This window comes from Pseudomonas sp. Leaf127, assembly GCF_001423155.1.
GTDB lineage: Bacteria > Pseudomonadota > Gammaproteobacteria > Pseudomonadales > Pseudomonadaceae > Aquipseudomonas > Aquipseudomonas ovata.
In genome coordinates this window covers 235008-259734 of the sequence record NZ_LMOA01000022.1, presented here as the reverse complement: position 1 = coordinate 259734, position 24727 = coordinate 235008, and the positions used below count along the sequence as shown (strand labels likewise).

Genomic DNA, 24727 nt, shown 5'->3' with positions numbered 1-24727 from the left:
CTCGCCAGCGCTGCACGGTTGGCAGCCTGCAACAAAATCACCGTCAGCCATGGGCAAGACTGAGGGCTACCGGCGGCGCAAAGTGGCTGGTATGCCGCAGTGCCACGATCATCGGCGACGGTGAGAGGTTCAAGCGTCGCCAATGATCGTCAGCACTGCCTATGTCCATCTCCTGTGCAGGGGCGCAGCATGTCACTCAACCAACAGCTCACCGAGCATCTGAATCGCGGCACGGTCGGTTTTCCTACCGCCCTGGCCAGCACCATTGGCCTGATTATGGCCAGCCCGGTCATCCTCACCGCCACCATGGGCTTCGGCATCGGCGGCAGCGCCTTCGCCCTGGCCATGATCGTGGCGGTGATCATGATGCTGGCCCAGGCCACCACCTTTGCCGAAGCCGCTTCGATCCTGCCGACCACCGGTTCGGTGTACGACTACATTAACTGTGGCATGGGGCGCTTTTTCGCGATCACCGGCACACTGTCGGCCTACCTGATCGTGCATGTGTTTGCCGGCACCGCCGAGACGATCCTGGCCGGGGTCATGGCGCTGGTGAATTTCGAGCACCTCAATACTCTGGCGGAGTCGGCCGGTGGCTCCTGGCTGCTGGGCGTGGGTTTTGTCGTGGTGCTGGGGGTCCTCAACGCGTTTGGTGTCAGCGCGTTCAGCAAGGTGGAAATCATCCTGACCTTCGGCATGTGGGTGACGCTGATGACCTTCGGTGTGCTGGGCCTGATCGCAGCGCCCGCCGTCGAACTGGACGGCCTGTTCGGCGTATCACTGGTGGGCACCGACCTGATCACCATCCTGTCGCTGGTCGGCATGGCGATGTTCATGTTCGTGGGCTGCGAATTCGTTACGCCGCTGGCACCGGACCTGCGCCAGTCGGCCAGGGTGCTGCCCAAGGCGATGATTCTCGGCCTGCTCGGCGTGGCCACCTGCATGTTCATCTATGGCGCCGCGATGAAGCGCCAGGTCGAAAACGTGTTGCTCGATGCCGCCACCGGCGTGCACCTGCTGGACACGCCGATGGCGATTCCGAAATTTGCCGAGCAGGTGATGGGCGACATCGGCCCGATCTGGCTGGGCATCGGTTTTCTGTTTGCAGGCGCTGCGACCATCAATACCCTGATGGCCGGTGTGCCGCGGATCATCTATGGCATGGCCGTCGATGGCGCGTTGCCCAAGGTGTTCACCTACCTGAGCCCGCGCTTCAAGACGCCGCTGCTGTGCATTCTGGTGGCGATGCTGATTCCGTGCCTGCACGCCTGGTGGCTGGGTGGCAACGCCGACAATATGATTCACCTGGTACTGGCCGCCGTCTGTGCCTGGAGCACCGCCTACCTGTTGGTGACGATCTCGGTGGTCAGCCTGCGTATCCGCCGTCCCGACCTGCCGCGCGCCTACCGTTCACCGTGGTTCCCGTTGCCGCAGATCGTCTCCAGCGTCGGTATTCTGCTGGGCATGTGGTTCATTACGCCACCGGGCATGAACCCGGCCGATATCTATGTGCCGTTCGGCATCATGCTGGCGGCCACGGCGGCCTATGCGCTGTTCTGGACGCTGGTGGTGCAGCGCGTTCATCCGTTCAGGCCCGCCTCGGTCGAAGAAGTGCTGGCCAAAGAGTTCGCCAGCGAACCCGGCTTGCAGGCACAGGAGGCTGACCGTGCTGCTCTCAAGACTGTTTGAAGGCCTGAGCGCCGAACGTGACCCCAGCGGTTACCGTCCCGGCGTAACGCTTGAGCACCTGCGCCGCAACCTGGGCATCGCGGCCTGGCAACTGATCGAGCCGCGCAAGGCGCGCCTGAGCCTGCCGGACCTGAGCTGCGAAGTGCGCGAGCGCACCGAGTCGCAATTGCTGATGCACCTGGTGATGAGCGAGTTCGTCTTGACGGTGCCCGCTGTAACCCGGTGCAGCGGTCGTTACGATATGCACCATACCGGGTCGATTCGTCGCACCGGGCTGCGCTGTCGGCATCGCGGTGGTGACGACACAGCCCTGGCGGCATTGCGTCAGGCGCTGGAACTGGATCGCCCGCTGATCGAGGCGCTGATGCCGCTGGACTTCAAGCGTCTGACTCTGGAGGCGGCCGCAGGCCAGTGGATCGTGCGCCTGGAACACATGGGCGGCAGCGAAGTGGTCAATCGAATGCCGGCGTTCAGGCGCTATATCAGCATTGCCGGCGAGCAGAAAGCCGCATTGTTTGCAGCGTTGAAAGCCCTGCAAAGGGTGTTGGCGCAGATCTAGAAACATCTGGCACGTATCCTGCCTTTATCCGGTCAGTCGCATCCCTGTTGTGCGTATATTGTTAACATGTTATCAATGCGCACATAACAAGAATGACTTATCAGAGAGGTAGGTATGCACGCTGATCAAACCGCCCGTAATGGCCTTGAGCAATGGAATGCCAGGCTGCACGCCATCTGTGGTCGCTTCGACACCGAGCTGGCATTCAATCGTTCACTGTTCATCGGTGAAATCCACACCTGGTCCCGCTCCGGTCTTGAACTGGCCAGCCTGCGCACCAATGCCGGCAATATCCTGCGTCAGGCCGGCAGTGCCGACCAGGACAACGACCAGGACTGTTTTCTGGTCAGCCAGCGCAGCGGGTATTCGCAGGTCACCCAGCATGGCCTGAGCATCAAGCTGGCGCCGGGCGACCTGTTGCTGATGGATTCCACCGGCTCCTGTGAAATCACCCCGTTCGGCCTGATTGAGCACGCTTCGCTGTCCTTGCCGCGCCAGGATGTGCTCAAGGCCATGAAGCACGAACGCCTGACCTTCGGCAAAGTCTCGGCCACTCGCACTTGTGGGCGCATGTTGCATGTGCTGATGGACCAGATGTGCAAGGACACCGGCGCCGAAGAAATGCCCGACAGCGACGAGCACGGCTTGCAGAACGCACTGGTTTCCCTGTTGCCCTCGGCGCTGGAACACAGCCAGGCGCAGTGTCCGGAACTCGGGGCGCTGGGCAATGCCAACCTGCGCAGTTATGTGCAGAAGCTTATCGACGAGTCCCTCGGCCAGCCGGGCCTGACGCCATCGGCCCTGGCCACACGCCTGAATATTTCCGTACGGCACCTGTACCGCCTGTTCGAAGATGAAGGCGACAGCGTGTGCCGCTATATCCAGCGCGCACGGCTCAAGCGCAGCGCCGAAGACCTGGCCAATCCTTTTTTGCGCAGCGAGTCGATCACCACCATTGCCTACAAGTGGGGCTTTACCGATTCGGCGCATTTCAGCCGCTCGTTCAAGAAACAGTTCGAGCAATCGCCCAAGGACTTTCGCAGTTATCGGCTGACCCATGCAGCGGGGGCGGCGTGACGGGCGGAGGTTCCGGCGTGCGGTTTGACCCGTGCAGAAGGGACTCTTATAGTGGCCCGTTTTGCGACCTATCGTTAGGTCGCGCACTTTGCCAGGACATGGATTGATGAAAACCCTGAGTGCTTCGGCCGAGCGAATCTGTGGCCTGGCCATTGAACATTTTGCCGAGCGTGGCTATGACGGCTCGTCGCTCAATGACATTGCGACCCTGGCCAATATGCGCAAGCCGTCGCTCTACTCGCACTTTGCCAGCAAGGATGACCTGTACCTGATCGTGTTCGAGCGAGCCCTGGAAAACGAGCGGCTGTACATGGAAAGTGGTTTCAGCGCTGACAGTGGACTGAATGCCGTGCCGGGCCGCGAGCATGTCGAGCAGATGGCCGAGCGTCACCGGACCTCGGCATCGCTGCGCTTTTTACTGCGTGCGGCGTTCTATCCGCCCACAGCGTTGCGCCCGGTGATCAGTGCCGGGTTCGAGGGCTATCTGGCGGTGCTGCGCGAACGCTTTGTGCATTTGCTCGGGCAGCGTTACCCCTCTATGGGCGAGGCTGACCGGCAGCTGTTCGCCGATGCCTACCAGGGCATCGTCGACAGCCTGCATGTGGAGTTGATCTACGCCACGCCCGAAGCCTATGACAGAAGGCTCAAGGCGCTGTGGCGCCTGTTCTGCGATTCATTGTCGCTGATGCAGCGTTGAGGCCGATCAGACCACTGCGAAGTAATGCTTCACGAAGCTCTCGCTGACCACTTCCCACAGCACCGGCGTGCCTTTGGTCACAAACCAGCTGTCGCCGGGCTGGTAGCGGCTGACGGCACCGGTCGATTCATCGGTCAGCACCAGCTCGCCGGTGACCACGGTGGCGTGTTCGTCGAACGGGTAGACCATGCGGAACTTGCCCTGGGTGGTGCCGAAGTAGGCACTGCTGACCGGATCGGTCGGTGCGCCGAAGGTCATCTTGCCGAAGGCCTGGACATCGCCTTCCAGCACGGTCGAGCCCATGTCGGCCACAGGGCCCCAGGCATCGAGTTCGCTCAATTGGACAGCTTTGTTGATTACGGTAAGGGTCATGGCAGTGCTCCTGTAGGAATGAAATGAATCAGCGGCGACCGTTGAAGTAGCCGGACAATTGGTGAAAGGTCTTGCCGCCGGTCAGCAGCAGCGGGCGCAGCAGGTCCTTGGCGATGATGTCGGGGTGGCGGATGGCGCTGAGCAGGTCATAGCGCGCGGAGCCCTCGCTCATGCCCTCGGCCAGCACCTTGCAGATGATGTGGCTGGGGGTGACGCCAAATCCCGAGTAGCCCTGCACGTAGAACACATTGCGCCGGCCGTTGAGCGTGCCCAGTTGCGGAAACAGGTTGGCACCGGTGGCCATCGGCCCGCCCCATGCCAGGTCGATCCTGACGTCCTTGAGGTACGGGAACACCTTGAGCATCAGGCGCCGGTTCCAGGCCTTGAGGTCGCGGGGGATGTGCTCGATGAACGGCGTGGCCGAGCCGAACAGCAGGCGGTTTTCGCGGGTGACCCGGTAATAGTCGATCACCGGCCGAATGTCGCTGTAGGCACCGCGAATCGGGCTGATGCGCTGGATCAGTTCTTCCGGCAATGGCTCGGTGACCATCTGGAAGGCATAGGTGTTGACGGTGGTTCTGTGCAGTTGCGGTTCGAGCTTGTTGAGGAAGCTGTCGCAGGCCCACAGCAGCTTGCTGGCCTTGACCGAGCCGCGCCCGGTGCGCACGGTGATGCGCTCGCCGTACTGCACCTCCAGCGCCGGGCTGTGTTCGTAGAGGCGCACGCCCAGCCCGCTCAGGGCCTTGGCCTCGCCCAGCAGCAGGTTGAGCGAGTGCACATGGCCGCCGCCCATGTGCAGCAGGGCGCTGCCATAGACGTCGGAGCCGATGATCTGCTTCACCTCGGCACCGGCCAGAAAGCGGATCTCGTCCTTGTTGTTGATTGACTTGAAGTCGCGCTCCCAGTTGCGCAGGGTCTGCTCCTGGCGCTTGTTGAAGCCCAGGTAGCCGTAGCCGTGGCAGAAGTCGGCGTCGATGTCGTAGCGGGCGATGCGCTCCTTGATGATTCCGGCGCCCAACTCGCTGATCTCGAAAATCTCGCGGATGCCGCTTTCGCCGACGCTGCTGCGGATCTTCTCCAGGTCGTGGCCGATGCCGGCCATGATCTGCCCGCCATTGCGCCCGGTGCCGCCAAACCCCAGGTAGCGTGCTTCGAGCACCACAATGTTGGTGATGCCTTTTTCGGCCAGCTCAAGCGCGGTATTGATGCCCGAGAAACCGCCGCCGATGACCACCACATCGGCCTCGACGTCGTGTTCGAGCGTCGGAAAACTCAGGTTGTATTTTTTTGTCGCTGAGTAATAGGTCGGCGTTTCGATAGTGATCATGGTGCAGGCCCAGGGCTGATAAAGACACAACGGTCGCGCCGTGAAGCGCTGCGCCGATGGGGCTTATTAAGGGCCAGCAGGCCACAGGCTGTCTTGCCTGAGTGTGACGGCGGATTTGTATGTGTTTGCCAGCCTTCAGTCGATGTTTGCCAGTGTCTCGGGCAGCGTGGCCCCGCCATCAACAATGATCGTCTGGCCGGTGACATAGCCGGCCAGGTCCGATGCCAGGTAAAGCATGGCGTTGGCAATGTCGGCCGGGGCGCCCAGCCGGCCCAGTGGCACGCCCTTGGCAATGCGTTCGCTTAGGCCGTTATCACCCAGGTTGCCCATGGCCGGGGTGGCGATCATGCCCGGCTCCACTCCGTTGACCCGGATGCCCAGGGGTGCCAGTTCCAGGGCGGCGCTGCGAATGAAGCCGTTGACCCCGGCCTTGGACGCGGCGTAATGGCTCAGGCCTGGAAACGCGACCCTGGGACCTGTGACCGAGGAGGTGACCAGCACAGTGCCGCGCCCTTGCTGCCTGAAGTGCGGCAGGGCGGCCTGGGTCAGCCAGAACAGCGCTGAAAGGTTCACATCCAGCGTGCGCTGCAGAATGGCCGGGGTGATCTGCTCGAACGGTGTCAGCGGAAAGTAGCCGGCGTTGTGCACCAGCACATCAAGCCGGTCCAGGCGGGTGAGCAAGGCCACGATAGCCTCGCGGTCGGCCAGGTCGACGCCCTGGGCCTCGACCTGACGGCCCTGTTGGCGCAGGTTGTGGGCCAGCGTCTCGGCCCCCTGCAGGTTCAGGTCGGCAATCACCACCCGGGCACCCCGGGCGCTGAAGGCTTCGACGATGGCCTGGCCGATGCCTTGTGCACCACCGGTGACCAGTACGGTGTGTCCGGTAAAGTCGAGCATCAGGCACCTCCCAGGCGGGTGTAGGCCAGTGTGGGCACATCGACGACGCTGGAGCCGCCATCGGCCACCAGCGTGGCGCCGGTGATGATGCTGGCCTCGCTGCTGATCAGAAAGCAGCACAGGCTGGCGATTTCTTCCGGCAGGGCCGGGCGGCGCAGCGGTACCTCGGCAGTCACCCGGGCATAGGCGGCGTCCAGGTCTTCGGCGTAGTGCGCCATCAACGGCTGCATTTCTTCATCGGCCATCGGTGTGCGTACCCAGCCGGGGCACACGCAATTGACCCGCACGCCCAGCGGCCCGTAGTCGCGGGCCAGCGAGCGGTTCAGGCCCAGCAATGCGTGTTTGGCAGTGGTGTAGCCGCACACTTCAGGGCCGGCCGCCAGCGAGGCGATCGAGCCCAGCAGCACGATGCTGCCGCGCCGCTCGATCAGCAGCGGCAGGCAGGCCCGGGCACTGTAGAACGCGCTGTCCAGGTTGCTGCGCAGTGCCGCTTGCCACGACTCGGGGCTGGTTTCGGTGGCGCTGCCCAGGCCGTGGCCGCCGGCGCAGGCCAGCAGTGCATTGAGGCCACCGAAACGCTGGCGAATCTGTTCGATGAAACTGTCCCAGGTGCTTGGGCATGCAGCGTCGCCGACCAGCACCAGGGCGCCGGTGTCGGCCGCGACGCGCTCCAGCGGTTCGCGGCGGCGCCCCACCAGCACCAGGTTGGCGCCGTCGGCGGCCAGGCGCCGGGCACAGGCTTCGCCGATGCCGGTGCCGGCCCCGGTGATCAGGAAGGTCTCAGGCATCGTCGCCATACTCCGTGACATTGAGCAGGCGGCAGTACGAGGCCACGGGGAAGTTGCTCAGCGTGTCAAAGGTATCGCCGGCATAGCCGTAGATCTTGCCGTCGCTGCGATGCTGCTGCAGGTCGATGACGATCAGGCCCAGGGTCGGCACGATCTTTTCGCGCCACACGAACAGGTACAGTTGCTCGGCAATCTTGTAGTAATGCGCACGGTCGGTGTCGCACAAACCCTGTTCCACCCCCTTGATGCACTGCCAGGTGTAATAGTCGCGGTTCAGGTAGATATGCTCGTAGACCTCGGTGGGGCTGTAGCGGTACAGGTTGCGCACACCGGTCAGTTCATCGGTGGGCGCATGCGGGCAGGCGCCTTCCTGCCAGGGTTGATTGAGGCTGCCGTGCAGGAATTCGGCTTGTACACCGGTCAGTTGCTTGCCGGCCAGGGCGCGGGCATACAGGCCTTCGCGGGTGTCGGCGGCTTCGGGCAGGCGTCCGATCACGGCGGTGAACGAAGCGCTCAGGGTGTCGAGTACCAGGCTGATCGACCAGTGCTGGCCGCCTTCATGCTTGAGGAAATCCACCAGGTAGATGCCTGCCCGCAAGGAGGTGGCGCGGTATGGCGCACTGCCGGTGCTGTGGCCATCGGCCGCCTGCCAGTGCACCTGCTCGGCGTCGAAGCGGTGGCTGATCTGCCAGCCATTGGCGAAATTGAGTTCGAACGCCTGGCCTGCCAGTTCGACAACGTTGGGCAGAATGAAGGATTCGGTGGCAAAGCCATCGGCCAGGGCGCCGACGGTGATCCAGTCGTTTTGGGTGCTCATCGGTTAAGTACTCGTGCGGTGAATGATGAGCACGATGGTGCCGGGGCAGGGGCGCGGGCGGTATCAACCGGATGGTTGAGGCAGGCGGTTTTACAGAAACAGGCGGCTGACCAGTTCGGTACGGCTTTTCACGCCGACCTTGCGAAACAGGTTGATCAGGTGGGTCTTGACCGTGGGCAGGCCAAGGTCGAGCTGGCGCGCCAGGTGCTTGTTGCTGGCGCCGTCCTGCAACAGTACGGCGATTTGCCGCTCACGCGGGGTCAGGCCTTGCAGGCGGTCGGTCGCGGTGGCCTGCGGCAGGCTGTGCGCGGCCATCTGCATCAGTCCATGCAACGGCAGCAGGCTGTCCAGCTCATGGGGCTGGAACAGACCCTGGCCCTCGCAGCGCAACAGTGAAATGCCCAGCAGCGGGCGACCCTCGACCTGGGCGATGACTTCCACTACGTCGACCACCTGGTGACGCCGTAAAAACCGCTGGTACTGGTCGCTACTGTAGGCGTCCTGATGCGCCAGACCCTCGCGCAGGGCAATCACTGGCTGGCCGATGGCCGTGCAGGCGCTGGGTTGCAACGGGTCCAGCCAGCGGTAGTGCTGCAGCCAGGCGTCATGCATCGGCGGCTGCATGCCCAGCAACTGGAAGTCGCAGGCCTGCAGATGATCGTCGATGCGGTAGAACGCGCCCAACGCCGCCGGTACCTGGCGGGTGAAGGCGTTCAGGCAATGACGGGCCAGTTCATGGCGACACACATTCATGGAGCGACCCTCACAGGCAGTGATCAGGCACAGGCCGGCATTATTCACCGAGGCACGACCTGGTGTCTTGCCTGTGGCTGCCAGGGCATTGCAGAAATTGCGATTAAAAAGTTAACTTGTTAACGGAATCGTTATTTGTCGGAGTCTTCGATGCTCAAGCCGCAACGCCTCATTGTCCTGCTGGCCGCGCTGGTCGCGTTCGGCCCGCTGTCGGTCGACATGTACCTGCCCAGCCTGCCTGCCATTGCCGACGATCTTGGTGCCCGGCATGCCCAGGTGCAGATGACCATCGGCGTATTTCTCGGGGGGCTGTGTCTGGGCATGTTGCTGTACGGGCCATTGTCGGACCGGTTCGGGCGCCGGCGCCTGCTGCTGGGCGGGATCGTGCTGTACCTGCTGGCCAGCCTCGGCTGTGCCCTGGCCGCGCAGGTGGAACATCTGCTGTTCTGGCGTTTTCTCCAGGCGCTGGGTGGGGCGGCGGCATCGGTGCTGGGGCGCACCCTTGTGCGTGACCTGTTTCCCCTCGACGAGGCGGCACGGGTGCTGTCGCTGATGCACCTGGTGAGCATGCTGGCGACCCTGGCGGCACCCTTGATCGGCGGTTATCTGATGCTGCTGGCGGGCTGGCGTTCGCTATTTGTGTTGCTGGCGGTGTTTTCCGCCGTGTGCCTTGTGGCCGTGGCCTGGAAAATTCCGGAGACCCTGCCGCCCGCCAGGCGCGGCGCCTCGGTGGGGCAGGTGTTTCGTGCCTATGGGCGTATGGCCGTGCAGCCGCTGGCGATCGGCTACATCCTGTGCATGGGCCTGGGCTTTGGTGGCATGTTCGCGTTCATCACCGCTTCGCCGTTCGTCTACATCGACTATTTTGGCCTGTCGCCACTGGGCTACGGCTGGCTGTTCGGCCTGAATATCCTGGGCATCATCATTGCCACCTGGCTCAATGCCCGGCTGGTCAAGCGCCTTGGGCCGCAGCGGCTGCTCAGTATCGGTACGGCAGTCGCGGCGCTGGCGGGCGCGGCCTTGCTGGTGGTCGGCGTCAGTGGCTGGGGCGGTCTGCCGGCCGTGGCGGCGGGCGTGGTGCTGTATGTCAGCATCACCGGGCTGCTGGGGGCCAATTGCCTGGCCAGCCTTCTGGCCGCCTTTCCACACCAGGCTGGCGCGTCGGCCGGGCTGGCGGTGGCGTGTCAGTTCGGGCTGGGCATGGCCTGCAGTGCGCTGGTAGGAGCGCTGTACGAGGGTACGCCGCTACCAATGTGCCTGATCATGGGGGCGTGCGGTCTCGGCACCTGGCTGGCGTTGCGCTTTGCCCGCCGCCAAAAGGTCTCAGCTCAGTTGTAGCAGGGGCTCGGGCGCAAGGCTTGTGGCGTGCAGGGCAAACCCGTGTTCGTCGACCTGCAGCACCCAGGCCTCGCGGTCCCAGTCACCCAGTACGATGCGTTGGCCGGTGTGGTCGCCGATCTGCAGCTTGTGGATCGCCGGCCTGTGGGTGTGGCCATGAATCAGAGTGCGCACCCCGTATTGCTGCATCACACGCGGCACTTCATCGGGGGTGACATCGACGATGTCATTGGTCTTCATACTGACCTGGGTGCGGCTTTCATTGCGCAGCTTGCGTGCCAGCTTGTGCCGGGTACGCAGTGGCAAATGGCGCAGGATGAACAGCACCAACGGATTGCGCAGCACGCGACGCATCTTGATATAGCCGACATCGCGGGTGCACAGGCTGTCGCCGTGCATCAGCAGCACCTGCTCACCGTTGAGCGATACGACGCTGGGGTCGGGCAACAGGGTGCAGCCGGCGGCCTTGCAAAAGCGCTGGCCGAGCATGAAATCGCGATTGCCATGCATCAGGAACAGGGGGGTGCCACTGTCGCTGAGTGCGCGCAGGGCCTGGCAGATCGAGGTCTGGAACGGCGACATGGCATCGTCACCGATCCAGACTTCGAAGAAGTCCCCGAGGATATACAGCGCCTGGGCCGTGCGGGCAGGGCCGGCCAGCAGATCCAGGAACGCCCGGGTAATGTCCGGGCGCTCCTCTTCAAGATGAAGATCGGAGATCAGCAGAATCACTCAACGATCTCGGCTTTCTCGATGATCACGTCTTCAACCGGCACGTCCTGATGGCCTGCCTTGCTGGTGGTCTTCTCGCCTTTGATCTTGTCGACCACGTCAGTGCCTTCGATCACTTCAGCGAACACGGCATAGCCCCAGCCCTGGGTGGTCTTGCCGCTGTGGTTGAGGAAGCTGTTGTCGGCGACGTTGATGAAGAACTGCGCCGAGGCCGAATGCGGGTCCATGGTACGGGCCATGGCCACGCTGTACTTCTTGTTCGGCAGGCCGTTGTCGGCTTCGTTCTGGATGCTCGGACGCTTGTCTTTCTTTTCTTTCATGCCCGGCTCGAAACCGCCGCCCTGGATCATGAAGTTGCCGATGACGCGGTGGAAAACGGTGTTGCTGTAGTGGCCGGCGTTCACGTACTCGATGAAGTTGGCGGCGGTGATCGGCGCCTTTTCAGCGTTCAGTTGCAGGACGATGTCACCGTGGTTGGTGGTCAGTTTTACTTTGGACATAAAAAAGTCGCTCTCTCTGGCATTCATGAACAGGTGTAATGTCACCCTGACGCGCAGTTTAACGTGTGCGATACATCTTTTTTCAGGGTTTTTGTGCGTTCGCTCATCCTCGCCGCGCCAGAAGCGGCAGTTTTCGCTCAGTGTGTTGTCAGGGGCTTGACAGCATCGGCTATGATAGGCGCTTTGATTTGACCGGCCCTTCCTGGCCGCGAAACCGTATGCCCAAGGATCCCATGAGCAAGCCCACCCCAGAATCCGCTGCGAACGCAAAGGCAGGCCCTGTCGTCCCTACCAATTTCCTGCGCCCGATCGTGCAGGCCGACCTGGACGCGGGCAAGCACAGCAAAATCATCACCCGCTTCCCGCCCGAGCCCAACGGCTATCTGCACATCGGTCACGCCAAGTCGATCTGCGTGAACTTCGGCCTGGCCAACGAGTTCGGCGGCGCTACGCATCTGCGTTTCGATGACACCAATCCGGCCAAGGAAGACCAGGAATACATCGACGCCATCATGAGTGACGTCAAGTGGCTGGGCTTCCAGTGGGCCGGTGAGGTGCGCTATGCCTCGCAGTACTTCGACCAGTTGCACGACTGGGCGGTCGAGCTGATCAAGGCCGGCAAGGCCTACGTTGACGACCTGACCCCCGAGCAGGCCCGCGAATACCGCGGCACCCTGACCGAGCCTGGCAAGAACAGCCCGTTCCGCGAGCGCAGCGTCGAGGAAAACCTGGACCTGTTCGCGCGCATGAAGGCCGGCGAGTTCGAAGACGGCGCCCGTGTGCTGCGTGCCAGAATCGACATGGCTTCGCCGAACATGAACCTGCGCGACCCGATCCTGTACCGCATTCGGCATGCCCATCACCACCAGACCGGCGACAAATGGTGCATCTACCCGATCTATGACTTCACCCATGGTCAGTCGGACGCCATCGAAGGCATCACCCACTCGATCTGCACCCTGGAGTTCGAAAGCCATCGTCCGCTGTACGACTGGTTCCTGGATAACCTGCCGGTGCCGTGCAAGCCGCGCCAGTATGAGTTTTCGCGCCTGAACCTGAGCTATACGGTCACCAGCAAGCGCAAGCTCAAGCAACTGGTCGACGAAAAGCACGTGCAGGGCTGGGACGATCCGCGCATGTCGACCCTGTCGGGTTTCCGCCGTCGTGGCTACACGCCGGCTTCGATCCGTAACTTCTGCGAGATGATCGGCACCAACCGTTCCGACGGCGTGGTCGACTTCGCCATGCTCGAATTCAGCATCCGCGATGACCTGGACCGCAGTGCGCCGCGTGCCATGTGCGTCCTGCGCCCAATCAAAGTGGTAATCACCAATTACCCTGAAGGCCAGGTCGAGACGCTTGAACTGCCGCGTCACCCCAAGGAAGACCTGGGCGTGCGCGAGCTGCCATTTGCCCGCGAAATCTACATCGACCGCGACGACTACATGGAAGAGCCGCCCAAGGGTTACAAGCGCCTGGAGCCCAACGGCGAAGTGCGCCTGCGCGGCAGCTATGTGATCCGTGCCGACGAAGCGATCAAGGATGCCGACGGCACTATCGTCGAACTGCGCTGCTCGTACGACCCCGACACCCTGGGCAAGAACCCTGAGGGTCGCAAGGTCAAGGGCGTGATCCACTGGGTACCCGCCGCTGCAAGCGTCGAGTGCGAAGTGCGCCTCTATGACCGCCTGTTCCGCTCCGCCTCGCCTGAAAAGGCCGAAGAGGGTGCCAGCTTCCTGGACAACATCAACCCTGACTCCCTGCAAGTGCTGACAGGTTGTCGTGCTGAACCTTCGCTGGCCAATGCGCAGCCGGAGGACCGTTTCCAGTTCGAGCGCGAAGGTTACTTCTGCGCCGACATCAAGGACTCGCAGCCTGGCCGACCGGTGTTCAACCGCACAGTAACGCTTCGCGATTCGTGGAGCTGAGGGTAGAAAGTGCTTTCGATCTACAACACGCTCACCAAGAGCAAAGAAGTCTTCAAGCCACTCGACGGCAACCATGTGCGCATGTACGTGTGCGGCATGACCGTTTACGACTACTGCCACCTGGGCCACGGGCGCAGCATGGTTGCCTTCGACGTGGTGACCCGCTGGCTGCGCTTCAGCGGTTATGACCTGACCTATGTGCGCAACATCACCGACATCGACGACAAGATCATCAATCGGGCGCGTGACAACGGCGAGCCGTTCGAGCACCTGACCGAGCGCATGATTGCGGCGATGCACGAGGATGAGGCGCGCCTGAACATTCTCAAGCCGGACATGGAGCCGCGCGCTACCGGGCACATTGCCGGCATGCATGCGATGATCCAGACCCTGATCGACAAGGGTTATGCCTATGCACCGGGCAATGGCGACGTGTACTACCGCGTCGGCAAGTTCCAGGGCTACGGCAAGCTGTCGCGCAAGAAGATCGAAGACCTGCGCATCGGTGCGCGCATCGAGGTCGACGAGTCCAAGGACGACCCACTGGACTTCGTGCTCTGGAAAGGCGTCAAGCCGGGCGAGCCGAGCTGGGATTCGCCGTGGGGCCCCGGACGTCCGGGCTGGCACATCGAGTGCTCGGTGATGTCGACCTGCTGCCTGGGCGACACCTTCGACATTCATGGTGGCGGCAGTGACCTTGAGTTTCCGCACCACGAAAACGAAATCGCCCAGAGCGAGGCGGCCACCGGCCAGACCTACGCCAATGCCTGGCTGCACTGCGGCATGATCCGCATCAATGGCGAGAAGATGTCCAAGTCATTGAACAACTTCTTCACCATCCGCGACGTGCTGGATAAATACCACCCCGAAGTGGTGCGCTACCTGCTGGTGTCGAGCCATTACCGCAGCGCGATCAACTACTCCGAAGACAGCCTGCGCGAGTCCAAGGGCGCGCTGGAGCGTTTCTATCACGCGCTCAAGGGCTTGCCGGCGGTCGAAGCGAGCGGTGGCGAGGCCTTTGTCGAGCGTTTCAAGGCGGCGATGGACGATGACTTTGGCACCCCCGAAGCCTGTGCGGTGTTGTTCGAGATGGTCCGCGAGATCAACCGCCTGCGCGACAGCGATGCGGCGGCAGCGGCCGGTCTGGCGGCCCGCCTGAAGCAGTTGGCCAGTGTATTGGGCGTGCTGCAGCTGGAGGCCGACGAGTTCTTGCGTGCCGGCGCTGAAGGCAAGGTCGATGCCGCCGAGGTCGAGGCCTTGATCCAGGCACGCCTGACCGCACGCGCCGAGAAGAACTGGGCCGAATCGGACCGCCTCCGCGACCAGCTCACCGCCATGGGCGTGGTGCTGGAAGACGGCAAGGGTGGTACAACCTGGCGTCTGGCTGACTGATACGCGCTGCAATGAAAAACGGCACCCGAGGGTGCCGTTTTTGTACGCGAAAAACGCCTTATTGATGCAGGGTTTCAGCCGCATACAGGGTGTTTTCCAGCAGGCAGGCACGGGTCATCGGGCCTACACCGCCTGGCACTGGAGTGATCCAGCCGGCACGGGGCAGGGCGGTGTCGTAGACCACGTCGCCCACCAGCTTGCCATCGGCCTGACGGTTGATGCCGACATCGATCACGATGGCGCCCGGCTTGATCCACTCGCCCTTGACCAGTCCCGGCTTGCCGGCGGCCACCACCACCAGGTCAGCGCGGGCCACATGGCCGGCCAGGTCCTGAGTGAAGCGGTGGGTCACGGTCACGGTGCAGCCGGCCAGCAGCAGCTCCATGGCCATTGGCCGGCCGACGATGTTCGACGCACCGACCACCACCGCATCCAGCCCATAAAGGTCGACACCGGTGCTTTGCAGCAGGGTGATGATGCCCTTGGGCGTGCACGGACGCAGCAGCGGAATGCGCTGGGCCAGGCGCCCGACGTTATAAGGGTGGAAGCCGTCCACGTCCTTGTCGGGGCGAATGCGTTCGAGCAGCAGCGAGGCATCCAGGTGTGCTGGCAGCGGCAATTGCAGCAGGATGCCATCGACCTGAGTGTCATCGTTGAGGCGATCGATCAGGTCGGTCAGCTCGACCTGAGTGGTCGTCGCCGGCAGGTCATAAGCCTGGGAGAGGAAGCCTACTTCTTCGCAATCCTTGCGCTTATGCGAGACGTAGACCTGGGAGGCGGGATCGCTGCCCACCAGGATCACCGCGAGGCCAGGTGTACGCAGGCCTTGTTGGCGACGTTCGGCGACACGTTCGGCGATCTGCTGGCGCAGGCTGGCGGCGATCGCTTTGCCGTCGATTAGTTTTGCAGTCATAGACGGATGATAACCATCGAGAGGGATTGAAAAGAGCGCGTATTCTCGCATGACATGACGTCATGGCAAAGACGCTTGGCTTGCCGATGTGGCTAAGCCCTTTATCTGCCTGAGTTTTTTTAAAAAAGAGGTTGACGACCTTTTGGCTCGTCTATAAGATTCGTCGCACTTGTCGGGCAGAGCCAAGCACAGCTTGATGCAGTGCTGGTTAATGCTGATCAGGTCGGGTGGGTTAAAGCCTTTTTCGATGTGGTCTGAAGCCTTTAATTTGTCGTCGTTCAAGATGCAGATTATATAAGTGCCCGTAGCTCAGCTGGATAGAGCATCCGCCTTCTAAGCGGATGGTCGCAGGTTCGAGTCCTGCCGGGTGCGCCATAACTGGCAGCTTTGGCACAGGTAACACGCAATATGGTGGGCGTAGCTCAGTTGGTAGAGCACAGGATTGTGACTCCTGTTGTCGTGGGTTCGATCCCCATCGTCCACCCCATATTCGAAAAGGCGCCAGACTCATAATCTGGCGCCTTTGCTTTAAGTGTTTCGCGCGGAAGTGGTGGAATTGGTAGACACACTGGATTTAGGTTCCAGCGTCGCAAGACGTGAGAGTTCGAGTCTCTCCTTCCGCACCAACCCAGGTTTCGCAGGCCTTCGCCGGCTTGCGCAAACCCTTGAAAAGCCCGCCTTGTGCGGGCTTTTTATTGCGCCGGGTTTCGTGGTCTTTCGCCACCCGCCGCAAACTTTCAGTTCATTATTCAGTACGTTCTGTCCGGTGTGTTGACTGAGAATCCTGGCGTATCCTGCTGTGCCGACCAGGCCTTGTCAGTACTCAAGTCTTCGAATGGGCACGCTGCCGCGCCTGTATTGCTGGTAACCGGTATAGGGAAGGAGGGCTGTGTCGGCAACGCCTGACGCCGCCATGTCTAGCAGGATAGAGAATGCTGTCCAGTGAGGTCCTGACCGCGCAGGGCCATTCAGATTGCAGAACTGATACGCGACGCCGCTGTAAATCCGGGGGATCTGATGGCAGTCGGTCTGCCACTTGGCCAGGTCGTCCACGGCTTTCGATTCGTTCGACACTGTACGAACGGTTCCACACCCACTCAGCGCTATGCCAAGTGCCAATCCAATCCATGGTTTCATTAGGGGCTCCTGTTCTGGAATGTCCCGATAATAGCAGTTTCGGTTTTCTGACCGATCCGGCTTTTCTGCTGGAAAAAATGAGATGGGCAGGCGGCGCGGGGTTGAGCGGCATTCTGAATTATGTGGCGTTGCGGCGGTCAATATTCATACGAACCACCGTTGCCTTCGTCTATAGTTGGCCAGATCACATTCTGGCAAGGAAGTCTCATGTATTCGAAAATCGAGTTGCAACGCGTGCTTGAAACCGCCTTTCTGCCCAGTAAGTGCGAGTGCGCCAGTGTGGCCAATGACAGTTTGTCAGTGAAGCTCATCAATCCTCATTCGGGCGAGATCGAGTTGTATGTGGCGAAGATCCCACTGTCTGACCTGGCCACCAGTCGCTCGATTGCTCAGGTCGTGCTTTCGCTGAAAGAGCAAAGGGATCTGATGGCGCAGATGACGCTCTCCATGCGGCGGCTGGGATAGGGGGCATACAAAAGGCCCGCCGCGGTCAGAAAGAGGTGGCGATGGCTTGAGCCAATTGCATGTCAGGCAGTAATGGCGCGCCGTAGGCCAGGCGGTAGTGTCGAAGAGGCTTGCTCAAGCTGGGCGCCACGAATCTCGCCATCAGAGCCGATGAATGCCAGGGCGTCGCCCTTGGCGGACTTGAACAGATCGGGAATGCTGGATGTGGCGGCCGTCGCTCCCGAGACGATGACAGCCGGCACTACCGTGGTGAGCATCAGTGCGGCTTGAAACGGGTTGTTGTTTTCAGCTGCCATTACGGGTGTGCCGAACAAGGCGATGACAGCGACTGCCAAGGGTTTCCATGCGCTCATGCTTTGATCTATCCATGCCGGTTTGGAATGGTACGGTATCAGGTCGGACGTGGGTCGGTCGCGCAAAGCCCGGAACAGGGCTCTGTTGCCAGTCTTTCGGTGGCCTGTTTGGCGGAGTGCTTCGGCTGGAGTGATGCCGATTCATGACGCCTGTGCCGCAGAAAAGCGGTATACGGAAGGTTATGCCGTCAGGTCGTCCTGGCATTGGCCTGGTTCGGGTGCAAGTGCTCGACAGGATCTTTTAGCGCATTGAGCATTACATTTCTCTTGCGCTGAAGAATTTGGCCCTTTAATATCAGCAGCTTAGGAAATGCACTAGGTGCTTTTCCTTTGCGGCAAGGCAGGTTTCAGGTCGTTACAAGGCTTCTGCAACGCTGCTGGAAGGCTCCCGATGGGTGGGTTTTTCAATGCGATATGGTGGGCGTAGCTCAGTTGGTAGAGCACAGGATTGTGACTCCTGTTGTCGTGGGTTCGATCCCCATCGTCCACCCCATATTCAAAAAAGCGCCAGGTCCATGACCTGGCGCTTTTTTTTGCGCAGATTTTGTGTTTCCGGGTGTAGAGGGCACGCCCTCTCGGCTTTGCAACCGATGCCATCCGTCGAACGGTATGAGTGGCCCAGGCACCACGAGCGGGCGGGTTAGCGCATGGCTACCTGCTGTCCGGGCGCGTGCCAGAGGGCTTTTTGAGGGGTTTGCAGTCAGGCTTCGGCCTTTTGTCGGCAGCAGGGCCACATCCTCTTTACTTGAGCTTTTTAAGCAGGGTGACTTCTTGAGTTTGACCCACTAGAATGCATGCCCTTGATTCTAGGGTCGGAAACGCCGGCTACCGTCTGTGCAACGAGGAATATCCATGCAAGTTTCTGTTGAAAACACTTCTGCTCTTGAGCGCCGCATGACCATTGGCGTGCCTGCCGAGCGTATCGAGACCGAAGTCAGCAAGCGTCTGCAACAGACTGCACGCAAGGCCAAGATCCCGGGCTTCCGTCCAGGCAAGGTGCCAATGAGCGTGATCCGTCAGCGCTACGAAGATGGCGCTCGTCAGGAAGCGCTGGGCGAACTGATCCAGGCCACCTTCTACGAAGCCGTGGTCGAGCAGAAGCTGAACCCGGCTGGCGCGCCTTCGGTCGAGCCTAAATCGTTCGAAAAGGGCAAGGACCTGGAATACGTCGCCACTTTCGAAGTGTTCCCCGAGTTCACCGTTTCGGGCTTCGAGTCGATCAATGTAGAGCGCCTGTCGGCTGACGTGGCCGACAGCGATCTGGACAACATGCTGGAAGTGCTGCGCAAGCAGAACGTGCGTTTCGAAGAAACCGACCGTGCCGCGCAGACTGACGACCAGGTGAACATCGATTTCGTCGGCAAGGTCGACGGTGAAGTGTTCGCAGGTGGTTCGGCCACCGGTACCCAGCTGGTTCTGGGCTCCGGCCGCATGATCCCGGGCTTCGAAGACGGCCTGGTTGGCGCCAAGGCCGGTGAAGAGCGCGTGCTGAACGTGACCTTCCCCGAGGACTACCAGAACCTGGAGCTGGCCGGCAAGGCCGCCGAGTTCACCGTGACCGTCAACACCGTTTCCGAGCCAAAGCTGCCTGAACTGAACGAAGAGTTCTTCAAGCTGTTCGGCATCAAGGAAACCGGCATCGAAGGTTTCCGTACCGAAGTTCGCAAGAACATGGACCGTGAACTGCGTCAGGCCATCAAATCCAAGATCAAGAACCAGGTCATGGACGGTCTGCTGGCGGCCAACCCGATCGAAGTGCCAAAAGCGCTGCTGGAAAACGAAGTCAACCGTCTGCGCGTGCAGGCTGTTCAGCAGTTCGGCGGCAACATCAAGCCTGACCAACTGCCGGCCGAGCTGTTCGAAGAGCAGGCCAAGCGCCGCGTCGAGCTGGGCCTGATCGTGGCTGAAGTGGTCAAGCAGTTCGACCTCAAGCCTGACGAAGCCCGCGTTCGTGAAATGATCCAGGAAATGGCCTCGGCCTACCAGGAGCCTGAGCAGGTCGTGGCCTGGTACCTGAAGAACGAGCAGCAACTGAACGAAGTCCGTTCTGTTGTGCTGGAAGAACAAGTTGTGGATACTGTTTTGCAGAAAGCTAGCGTGACCGACACCTCGGTCTCCTACGAAGAAGCAGTCAAGCCGGTACAAGCTCCACAAGCCGACTGACTTTCTCCTTTCGTTCGATAACACACACAAGCCAGCCTTCGCGCTGGTTTGTGCGTATTGAAGACTCGACTATTTGGGAGTGAATGCAGGACATGTCCCGCAATTCTTATTTTCAGCAGAACCCTGACATCCAGGCCGCTGGCGGCCTGGTCCCGATGGTTATCGAGCAGTCCGCCCGTGGCGAACGCGCGTATGACATCTATTCGCGCCTCCTCAAGGAGCGCGTCATCTTTCTGGTCGGCCCGGTAGAAGACTACATGGCCAACCTGATCGCTGCGCAGCTCCTGTTCCTGGAAGCGGAAAACCCCGACAAGGATATCCATCTCTACATCAACTCGCCGGGTGGTTCGGTCACGGCTGGCATGTCGATCTACGACACCATGCAGTTCATCAAGCCGGACGTTTCCACCATCTGCATCGGCCAGGCCTGCAGCATGGGCGCCTTCCTGCTCGCGGGCGGCGCCAAGGGCAAGCGTCACTGCCTGCCGAACTCGCGCATGATGATTCACCAGCCGCTTGGCGGTTTCCAGGGGCAGGCCACGGATATCGACATCCATGCCCGCGAAATCCTGCACATCCGTCATCGTCTCAATTCGTTGCTGGCCGAACACACCGGTCAAGACCTCGCTACCATTGAGCGTGACACCGAGCGCGACAACTTCATGAGTGCGGATCGCGCTGCCGAATACGGTCTGATCGACTCGGTCATCACCAAGCGCGAAATGCCTGCCTGAGCAACCGGGCTATAGGCGGTCTGTGCAACTGACCGCCTGTGGACTTGAAAAAGCCCTCGATAGCCTTCATCTTGTGTTGCAAGCCTAACGGATTGGATCGATCGAATGACTGACACCCGCAACGGCGAGGACAACGGCAAATTGCTCTATTGCTCCTTCTGTGGCAAAAGCCAGCATGAAGTGCGTAAATTGATTGCCGGCCCCTCGGTCTTTATCTGCGACGAGTGCGTCGACCTGTGCAACGACATCATCCGCGAGGAGGTGCAGGAAGCACAGGCTGAAAGCAGCGCGCATAAATTGCCTTCGCCTAAAGAAATCAGCGGCATCCTTGACCAGTACGTCATCGGTCAGGAGCGTGCCAAAAAGGTTCTCGCAGTAGCGGTGTACAACCACTACAAGCGTCTGAACCAGCGCGACAAGAAAAATGACGACGTTGAACTGGGCAAGAGCAACATCCTGCTGATCGGGCCTACCGGCTCGGGCAAGACCTTGCTCGCCGAAACCCTGGCGCGCCTGCTCAACGTACCGTTCACCATTGCCGACGCCACCACACTGACTGAAGCCGGTTACGTGGGCGAGGACGTGGAAAACATTATTCAGAAGCTGTTGCAGAAATGTGATTACGACGTAGAGAAGGCCCAGATGGGCATTGTCTATATCGATGAGATCGACAAGATCTCGCGCAAATCCGACAACCCGTCCATTACCCGTGACGTGTCCGGCGAAGGCGTCCAGCAGGCCCTGCTGAAGCTGATCGAAGGCACCGTGGCTTCCGTGCCGCCTCAAGGCGGTCGCAAGCACCCGCAGCAGGAATTCCTGCAAGTGGACACGCGTAACATCCTGTTCATTTGTGGTGGTGCCTTCTCGGGCCTGGAAAAAGTCATCCAGAACCGTTCGACCCGTGGCGGCATCGGCTTCAACGCCGAAGTGCGCAGCAAGGAAGAAGGCAAGAAGGTCGGCGAGTCGCTGCGCGAAGTCGAGCCGGACGACCTGGTCAAGTTCGGCCTGATTCCCGAGTTCGTCGGGCGTCTGCCGGTCCTGGCGACCCTGGACGAGCTGGACGAAGCGGCATTGATGCAGATCCTGACCGAGCCGAAGAACGCGCTGACCAAGCAGTACGGCAAGTTGTTCGAGATGGAAGGGGTTGACCTGGAATTCCGTTCCGATGCGCTCAAGGCCGTGGCTCGCCGCGCGCTGGAACGCAAGACCGGCGCCCGTGGCCTGCGTTCGATCCTCGAAGGCGTGCTGCTCGACACCATGTACGAAATCCCGTCGCAAAACGACGTGAGTAAAGTGGTGATCGACGAAAGCGTCATTGAAGGAGCCTCCAAGCCGCTGTTGATCTATGAAAACAACGAGCCCACGGCCAAGGCTGTTCCTGACGCGTAACACCGTCTTGCTGGCTGCGTGAGCGTTGAAAAAAGGGGGCCTTCGGGTCCCCTTTTGCATTTTAGCTCGCCTGATACAGCCTGAACGAGGGGCGTGTCAGGGCAGTGGTACAGCCCACTGCCTGGCAAGCCGTGCAAGGGATGGGAAGGCAGATCACAACTATTACCGTACCAAGACACTAAGGCTTGTTTTTTTCCGGTACTGCCCCCATCTTGGTCCCAAGCTCATTCCATCTGTCCACGGCCAATTGGCCGCTGTAGAGGCGAAATCATGAAAACCACCATCGAATTGCCTCTTTTGCCATTGCGTGACGTTGTGGTTTATCCGCACATGGTTATCCCGCTGTTCGTGGGGCGCGAGAAGTCTATCGAAGCCCTTGAGGCGGCGATGACGGGTGACAAGCAGATCCTGTTGCTCGCGCAAAGAAATCCGGCTGACGACGATCCCGGCGAAGAAGCCCTGTATGGCGTCGGCACCATTGCCACCGTGCTGCAACTGCTAAAACTGCCCGACGGCACCGTAAAAGTGCTGGTCGAAGGTGAGCAGCGCGGCTATGTCGAGCGTTTCATCGAAGTTGACGGCCACTGCCGGGCCGAAGTCGCGCTGATCGACGAAGTCGATGCGCCTGACCGTGAGTCCGAAGTGTTCGTGCGCAGCCTGCTGGCCCAGTTCGAGCAATATGTGCAATTGGGCAAGAAAGTCCCTGCCGAAGTCCTGTCGTCGCTCAACAGCATTGAAGAGCCGGGCCGCCTGGTCGACACCATGGCCGCGCACATGGCGCTGAAGATCGAGCAGAAGCAGGAAATCCTCGAAATCATCGACCTGTCTGCCCGTGTCGAGCACGTGCTGGCCCTGCTGGATGCCGAAATCGATCTGCTGCAGGTCGAGAAGCGCATCCGTGGCCGGGTCAAGAAGCAGATGGAGCGCAGCCAGCGCGAGTACTACCTGAATGAGCAGATGAAGGCCATTCAGAAAGAGCTGGGCGACGGCGACGAAGGCCACAACGAAATCGAAGAGCTGAAAAAGCGCATCGATGCTGCCGGCCTGCCCAAGGACGCCATGACCAAGGCCACGGCCGAGCTGAACAAGCTCAAGCAGATGTCGCCGATGTCGGCAGAGGCCACCGTGGTGCGCTCCTATATCGACTGGCTGGTGCAGGTGCCGTGGAAGGCCCAGAGCAAGGTGCGCCTGGACCTGGCGCGTGCCGAAGAAATCCTCGACGCCGACCACTATGGCCTGGAAGAGGTCAAGGAACGCATTCTCGAGTACCTCGCCGTGCAGAAGCGGGTCAAGAAGATCCGTGGTCCTGTGCTGTGCCTGGTCGGCCCGCCGGGCGTCGGCAAGACCTCGCTGGCCGAGTCCATCGCCAGTGCGACCAACCGCAAATTCGTGCGCATGGCCTTGGGCGGCGTACGCGACGAAGCGGAAATCCGTGGTCATCGCCGCACCTACATCGGTTCGATGCCAGGAAGATTGATACAGAAAATGACCAAGGTAGGGGTGCGCAACCCGCTGTTCCTGCTCGATGAAATCGACAAGATGGGCAGCGACATGCGTGGCGATCCGGCCTCGGCATTGCTTGAGGTGCTTGATCCGGAGCAAAACCACAACTTCAACGATCACTACCTGGAGGTCGATTACGACCTGTCGGACGTGATGTTTTTGTGCACCTCCAACTCGATGAACATCCCGCCGGCTCTGCTGGACCGCATGGAAGTCATCCGTCTGCCGGGCTACACCGAAGACGAGAAGATCAACATCGCTGTCAAGTACCTGTCGCCCAAACAGATCCAGGCCAACGGCCTGAAGAAGGTCGAGCTGGAGTTCGAAGACAAGGCCATTCGCGACATCATCCGCTATTACACCCGCGAAGCCGGTGTCCGTGGCCTGGAGCGTCAGATCGCCAAGGTCTGCCGCAAGGTGGTCAAGGAGCACACCCAGGAGAAGAAGTTTGCCATTCGTGTCACGGCCGAGAGCCTTGAGCACTACCTGGGCGTACGCAAGTTCCGCTACGGCCTGGCCGAGCAGCAGGATCAGATCGGCCAGGTGACAGGCCTGGCCTGGACCCAGGTGGGCGGCGAGTTGCTGACCATCGAGTCGGTTGTCGTGCCGGGCAAGGGCCAGTTGATCAAGACCGGTTCGCTGGGCGATGTGATGGTCGAGTCGATCACCGCCGCGCAGACCGTGGTACGCAGCCGTGCCAAGAGCCTGGGGATTGCCTCGGACTTCCATGAAAAGCACGATGTGCATATTCACATGCCCGAAGGCGCCACGCCCAAGGACGGCCCGAGTGCAGGTGTCGGCATGTGCACGGCCCTGGTGTCGGCGCTGACCCAGATCCCGGTGCGTGCGGATGTGGCGATGACCGGTGAGATCACCTTGCGGGGGCAGGTACTGGCCATTGGTGGCCTCAAGGAAAAATTGCTGGCCGCACATCGGGGCGGAATCAAGACCGTGATCATTCCTGAAGAAAACGTACGCGATTTGAAGGAAATTCCTGACAACATCAAGCAGGACCTGCAGATCAAGCCTGTTAAATGGATTGACGAAGTCCTGCAAATTGCGCTGCAATACGCGCCTGAGCCCTTGCCGGATGTGGCTCCCGAGAGAGTGGCAAAGGACGAGAAGCGCGAGTCTGACTCTAAGGAAAGAATTAGCACGCATTAAGTCTGGGTGGCCTTTCTTGACAGCTTTTTGGAGCGCTTGA

At 60.8% G+C, this 24727-nt stretch carries 23 protein-coding genes and 4 tRNA genes; 16 read left to right on the top strand and 11 right to left on the bottom strand.

What is annotated here, in order from left to right:
* Positions 1-189 precede the first annotated feature (189 nt).
* The 4 genes from ASF84_RS19060 (at position 190) to ASF84_RS19045 (ending at position 4022) form a co-directional block, all read left to right on the top strand.
* Positions 190-1689 (top strand): APC family permease, encoded by a 1500-nt coding sequence (locus tag ASF84_RS19060; RefSeq protein WP_056840403.1) that lies wholly within the window; start codon positions 190-192, stop codon positions 1687-1689.
* A complete protein-coding gene (locus ASF84_RS19055; protein ID WP_056840809.1) occupies positions 1670-2248 on the top strand; it encodes a DUF3156 family protein in 579 nt (192 codons plus the stop codon). The genes ASF84_RS19060 and ASF84_RS19055 overlap by 20 nt, the downstream gene beginning before the upstream one ends.
* 114 nt (positions 2249-2362) lie before the next feature.
* Positions 2363-3325 carry a transcriptional regulator FeaR gene (gene feaR, locus ASF84_RS19050; protein WP_056840402.1) on the top strand — a complete coding sequence of 321 codons (963 nt, stop codon included), beginning with the start codon at positions 2363-2365 and terminating at the stop codon, positions 3323-3325.
* 106 nt (positions 3326-3431) lie between these two features.
* Complete coding sequence (locus ASF84_RS19045; protein WP_056840401.1) at positions 3432-4022, top strand: TetR/AcrR family transcriptional regulator; 591 nt, start codon at positions 3432-3434, stop codon at positions 4020-4022.
* 6 nt (positions 4023-4028) lie between these two features.
* On the opposite strand, the gene ASF84_RS19040 is transcribed toward ASF84_RS19045, so the two are convergent.
* The 6 genes from ASF84_RS19040 to ASF84_RS19015 all read right to left on the bottom strand — a co-directional run bounded on the left by ASF84_RS19040 (position 4029) and on the right by ASF84_RS19015 (position 8976).
* A complete protein-coding gene (locus ASF84_RS19040; RefSeq protein WP_056840400.1) occupies positions 4029-4394 on the bottom strand; it encodes a cupin domain-containing protein in 366 nt (121 codons plus the stop codon).
* Between the two features lie 28 nt (positions 4395-4422).
* Complete coding sequence (locus ASF84_RS19035; protein ID WP_056840399.1) at positions 4423-5721, bottom strand: NAD(P)/FAD-dependent oxidoreductase; 1299 nt, start codon at positions 5719-5721, stop codon at positions 4423-4425.
* 135 nt (positions 5722-5856) lie between these two features.
* Complete coding sequence (locus ASF84_RS19030; RefSeq protein ID WP_056840398.1) at positions 5857-6618, bottom strand: SDR family oxidoreductase; 762 nt, start codon at positions 6616-6618, stop codon at positions 5857-5859.
* Positions 6618-7415, bottom strand: a complete 798-nt coding sequence (locus ASF84_RS19025) for an SDR family NAD(P)-dependent oxidoreductase (protein WP_442963077.1) — start codon at positions 7413-7415, stop codon at positions 6618-6620. Before ASF84_RS19025 ends, ASF84_RS19030 begins: the two co-directional genes overlap by 1 nt.
* Complete coding sequence (locus ASF84_RS19020; RefSeq protein ID WP_056840396.1) at positions 7399-8223, bottom strand: molybdenum cofactor biosynthesis F family protein; 825 nt, start codon at positions 8221-8223, stop codon at positions 7399-7401. Before ASF84_RS19020 ends, ASF84_RS19025 begins: the two co-directional genes overlap by 17 nt.
* A gap of 90 nt (positions 8224-8313) precedes the next feature.
* A complete protein-coding gene (locus ASF84_RS19015) occupies positions 8314-8976 on the bottom strand; it encodes a helix-turn-helix transcriptional regulator (protein ID WP_056840808.1) in 663 nt (220 codons plus the stop codon).
* A gap of 150 nt (positions 8977-9126) precedes the next feature.
* On the opposite strand from ASF84_RS19015, the gene ASF84_RS19010 reads away from it, so the two are divergent.
* A complete protein-coding gene (locus tag ASF84_RS19010) occupies positions 9127-10314 on the top strand; it encodes a Bcr/CflA family multidrug efflux MFS transporter (RefSeq protein WP_056840395.1) in 1188 nt (395 codons plus the stop codon).
* Here the strand turns inward: ASF84_RS19010 and lpxH are convergent.
* Positions 10300-11046, bottom strand: coding sequence for a UDP-2,3-diacylglucosamine diphosphatase (gene lpxH, locus ASF84_RS19005; RefSeq protein WP_056840394.1), 747 nt, complete (start codon positions 11044-11046; stop codon positions 10300-10302). The two genes, ASF84_RS19010 and lpxH, sit on opposite strands and share 15 nt — an antisense overlap.
* A complete protein-coding gene (locus ASF84_RS19000) occupies positions 11043-11546 on the bottom strand; it encodes a peptidylprolyl isomerase (protein ID WP_056840393.1) in 504 nt (167 codons plus the stop codon). Before ASF84_RS19000 ends, lpxH begins: the two co-directional genes overlap by 4 nt.
* A gap of 233 nt (positions 11547-11779) precedes the next feature.
* Between ASF84_RS19000 and ASF84_RS29205 the strand changes: the two genes are divergently transcribed.
* Both ASF84_RS29205 and cysS read left to right on the top strand, forming a co-directional pair.
* Complete coding sequence (locus ASF84_RS29205; protein ID WP_056840392.1) at positions 11780-13474, top strand: glutamine--tRNA ligase/YqeY domain fusion protein; 1695 nt, start codon at positions 11780-11782, stop codon at positions 13472-13474.
* Between the two features lie 9 nt (positions 13475-13483).
* On the top strand, positions 13484-14866 hold the full coding sequence (cysS, locus tag ASF84_RS29200) for a cysteine--tRNA ligase (protein ID WP_056840391.1): 1383 nt from the start codon (positions 13484-13486) through the stop codon (positions 14864-14866).
* A gap of 58 nt (positions 14867-14924) precedes the next feature.
* Here cysS and folD read toward each other — a convergent pair whose 3' ends face one another.
* On the bottom strand, positions 14925-15779 hold the full coding sequence (gene folD / locus ASF84_RS18985) for a bifunctional methylenetetrahydrofolate dehydrogenase/methenyltetrahydrofolate cyclohydrolase FolD (RefSeq protein ID WP_056840390.1): 855 nt from the start codon (positions 15777-15779) through the stop codon (positions 14925-14927).
* 298 nt (positions 15780-16077) lie between these two features.
* Between folD and ASF84_RS18980 the strand changes: the two genes are divergently transcribed.
* The 3 genes from ASF84_RS18980 (at position 16078) to ASF84_RS18970 (ending at position 16405) form a co-directional block, all read left to right on the top strand.
* Positions 16078-16154 (top strand) — tRNA-Arg (locus ASF84_RS18980).
* A 36-nt stretch (positions 16155-16190) separates the two neighbouring features.
* Positions 16191-16266 (top strand) — tRNA-His (locus tag ASF84_RS18975).
* A gap of 54 nt (positions 16267-16320) precedes the next feature.
* Positions 16321-16405: transfer RNA gene (locus tag ASF84_RS18970), tRNA-Leu, on the top strand.
* A gap of 190 nt (positions 16406-16595) precedes the next feature.
* Here the strand turns inward: ASF84_RS18970 and ASF84_RS18965 are convergent.
* Entirely contained in the window at positions 16596-16916 is a 321-nt protein-coding gene (locus tag ASF84_RS18965; RefSeq protein WP_056840389.1) for a YceK/YidQ family lipoprotein, read from the bottom strand.
* 207 nt (positions 16917-17123) lie between these two features.
* Between ASF84_RS18965 and ASF84_RS18960 the strand changes: the two genes are divergently transcribed.
* On the top strand, positions 17124-17381 hold the full coding sequence (locus ASF84_RS18960) for a DUF1652 domain-containing protein (protein ID WP_056840388.1): 258 nt from the start codon (positions 17124-17126) through the stop codon (positions 17379-17381).
* 62 nt (positions 17382-17443) lie between these two features.
* Here the strand turns inward: ASF84_RS18960 and ASF84_RS18955 are convergent, their stop codons facing one another.
* Positions 17444-17734 carry a DUF2388 domain-containing protein gene (locus ASF84_RS18955; protein ID WP_330219672.1) on the bottom strand — a complete coding sequence of 97 codons (291 nt, stop codon included), beginning with the start codon at positions 17732-17734 and terminating at the stop codon, positions 17444-17446.
* Positions 17735-18151: 417 nt separating this feature from the next.
* Between ASF84_RS18955 and ASF84_RS18950 the strand changes: the two genes are divergently transcribed.
* From ASF84_RS18950 to lon, 5 genes are all read left to right on the top strand, one after another.
* Positions 18152-18227: transfer RNA gene (locus ASF84_RS18950), tRNA-His, on the top strand.
* A 359-nt stretch (positions 18228-18586) separates the two neighbouring features.
* On the top strand, positions 18587-19897 hold the full coding sequence (gene tig, locus ASF84_RS18945) for a trigger factor (RefSeq protein ID WP_056840387.1): 1311 nt from the start codon (positions 18587-18589) through the stop codon (positions 19895-19897).
* 92 nt (positions 19898-19989) lie between these two features.
* A complete protein-coding gene (gene clpP / locus ASF84_RS18940) occupies positions 19990-20631 on the top strand; it encodes an ATP-dependent Clp endopeptidase proteolytic subunit ClpP (protein WP_056840807.1) in 642 nt (213 codons plus the stop codon).
* Positions 20632-20736: 105 nt separating this feature from the next.
* On the top strand, positions 20737-22020 hold the full coding sequence (clpX, locus tag ASF84_RS18935) for an ATP-dependent Clp protease ATP-binding subunit ClpX (protein ID WP_056840386.1): 1284 nt from the start codon (positions 20737-20739) through the stop codon (positions 22018-22020).
* A 270-nt stretch (positions 22021-22290) separates the two neighbouring features.
* A complete protein-coding gene (gene lon / locus ASF84_RS18930; protein WP_056840385.1) occupies positions 22291-24687 on the top strand; it encodes an endopeptidase La in 2397 nt (798 codons plus the stop codon).
* Positions 24688-24727 lie beyond the last annotated feature (40 nt).

Bases quoted from the DNA above. Each gene is read 5' to 3' on its own strand.
- clpX (WP_056840386.1), top strand. From the start codon at position 20,737: ATGACTGACACCCGCAACGGCGAGGACAACGGCAAATTGCTCTATTGC.
- clpP (WP_056840807.1), top strand. From the start codon at position 19,990: ATGTCCCGCAATTCTTATTTTCAGCAGAACCCTGACATCCAGGCCGCT.
- ASF84_RS19035 (WP_056840399.1), bottom strand. From the start codon at position 5,721: ATGATCACTATCGAAACGCCGACCTATTACTCAGCGACAAAAAAATAC.
- ASF84_RS19015 (WP_056840808.1), bottom strand. From the start codon at position 8,976: ATGAATGTGTGTCGCCATGAACTGGCCCGTCATTGCCTGAACGCCTTC.
- ASF84_RS19030 (WP_056840398.1), bottom strand. From the start codon at position 6,618: ATGCTCGACTTTACCGGACACACCGTACTGGTCACCGGTGGTGCACAA.
- ASF84_RS19020 (WP_056840396.1), bottom strand. From the start codon at position 8,223: ATGAGCACCCAAAACGACTGGATCACCGTCGGCGCCCTGGCCGATGGC.
- lon (WP_056840385.1), top strand. From the start codon at position 22,291: ATGAAAACCACCATCGAATTGCCTCTTTTGCCATTGCGTGACGTTGTG.
- ASF84_RS19045 (WP_056840401.1), top strand. From the start codon at position 3,432: ATGAAAACCCTGAGTGCTTCGGCCGAGCGAATCTGTGGCCTGGCCATT.
- feaR (WP_056840402.1), top strand. From the start codon at position 2,363: ATGCACGCTGATCAAACCGCCCGTAATGGCCTTGAGCAATGGAATGCC.
- ASF84_RS18960 (WP_056840388.1), top strand. From the start codon at position 17,124: ATGTATTCGAAAATCGAGTTGCAACGCGTGCTTGAAACCGCCTTTCTG.
- ASF84_RS19040 (WP_056840400.1), bottom strand. From the start codon at position 4,394: ATGACCCTTACCGTAATCAACAAAGCTGTCCAATTGAGCGAACTCGAT.
- ASF84_RS19060 (WP_056840403.1), top strand. From the start codon at position 190: ATGTCACTCAACCAACAGCTCACCGAGCATCTGAATCGCGGCACGGTC.
- tig (WP_056840387.1), top strand. From the start codon at position 18,587: ATGCAAGTTTCTGTTGAAAACACTTCTGCTCTTGAGCGCCGCATGACC.
- ASF84_RS29205 (WP_056840392.1), top strand. From the start codon at position 11,780: ATGAGCAAGCCCACCCCAGAATCCGCTGCGAACGCAAAGGCAGGCCCT.
- ASF84_RS19025 (WP_442963077.1), bottom strand. From the start codon at position 7,415: ATGGCGACGATGCCTGAGACCTTCCTGATCACCGGGGCCGGCACCGGC.
- ASF84_RS19010 (WP_056840395.1), top strand. From the start codon at position 9,127: ATGCTCAAGCCGCAACGCCTCATTGTCCTGCTGGCCGCGCTGGTCGCG.
- ASF84_RS19000 (WP_056840393.1), bottom strand. From the start codon at position 11,546: ATGTCCAAAGTAAAACTGACCACCAACCACGGTGACATCGTCCTGCAA.
- ASF84_RS18955 (WP_330219672.1), bottom strand. From the start codon at position 17,734: ATGAGCGCATGGAAACCCTTGGCAGTCGCTGTCATCGCCTTGTTCGGC.
- ASF84_RS18965 (WP_056840389.1), bottom strand. From the start codon at position 16,916: ATGAAACCATGGATTGGATTGGCACTTGGCATAGCGCTGAGTGGGTGT.
- folD (WP_056840390.1), bottom strand. From the start codon at position 15,779: ATGACTGCAAAACTAATCGACGGCAAAGCGATCGCCGCCAGCCTGCGC.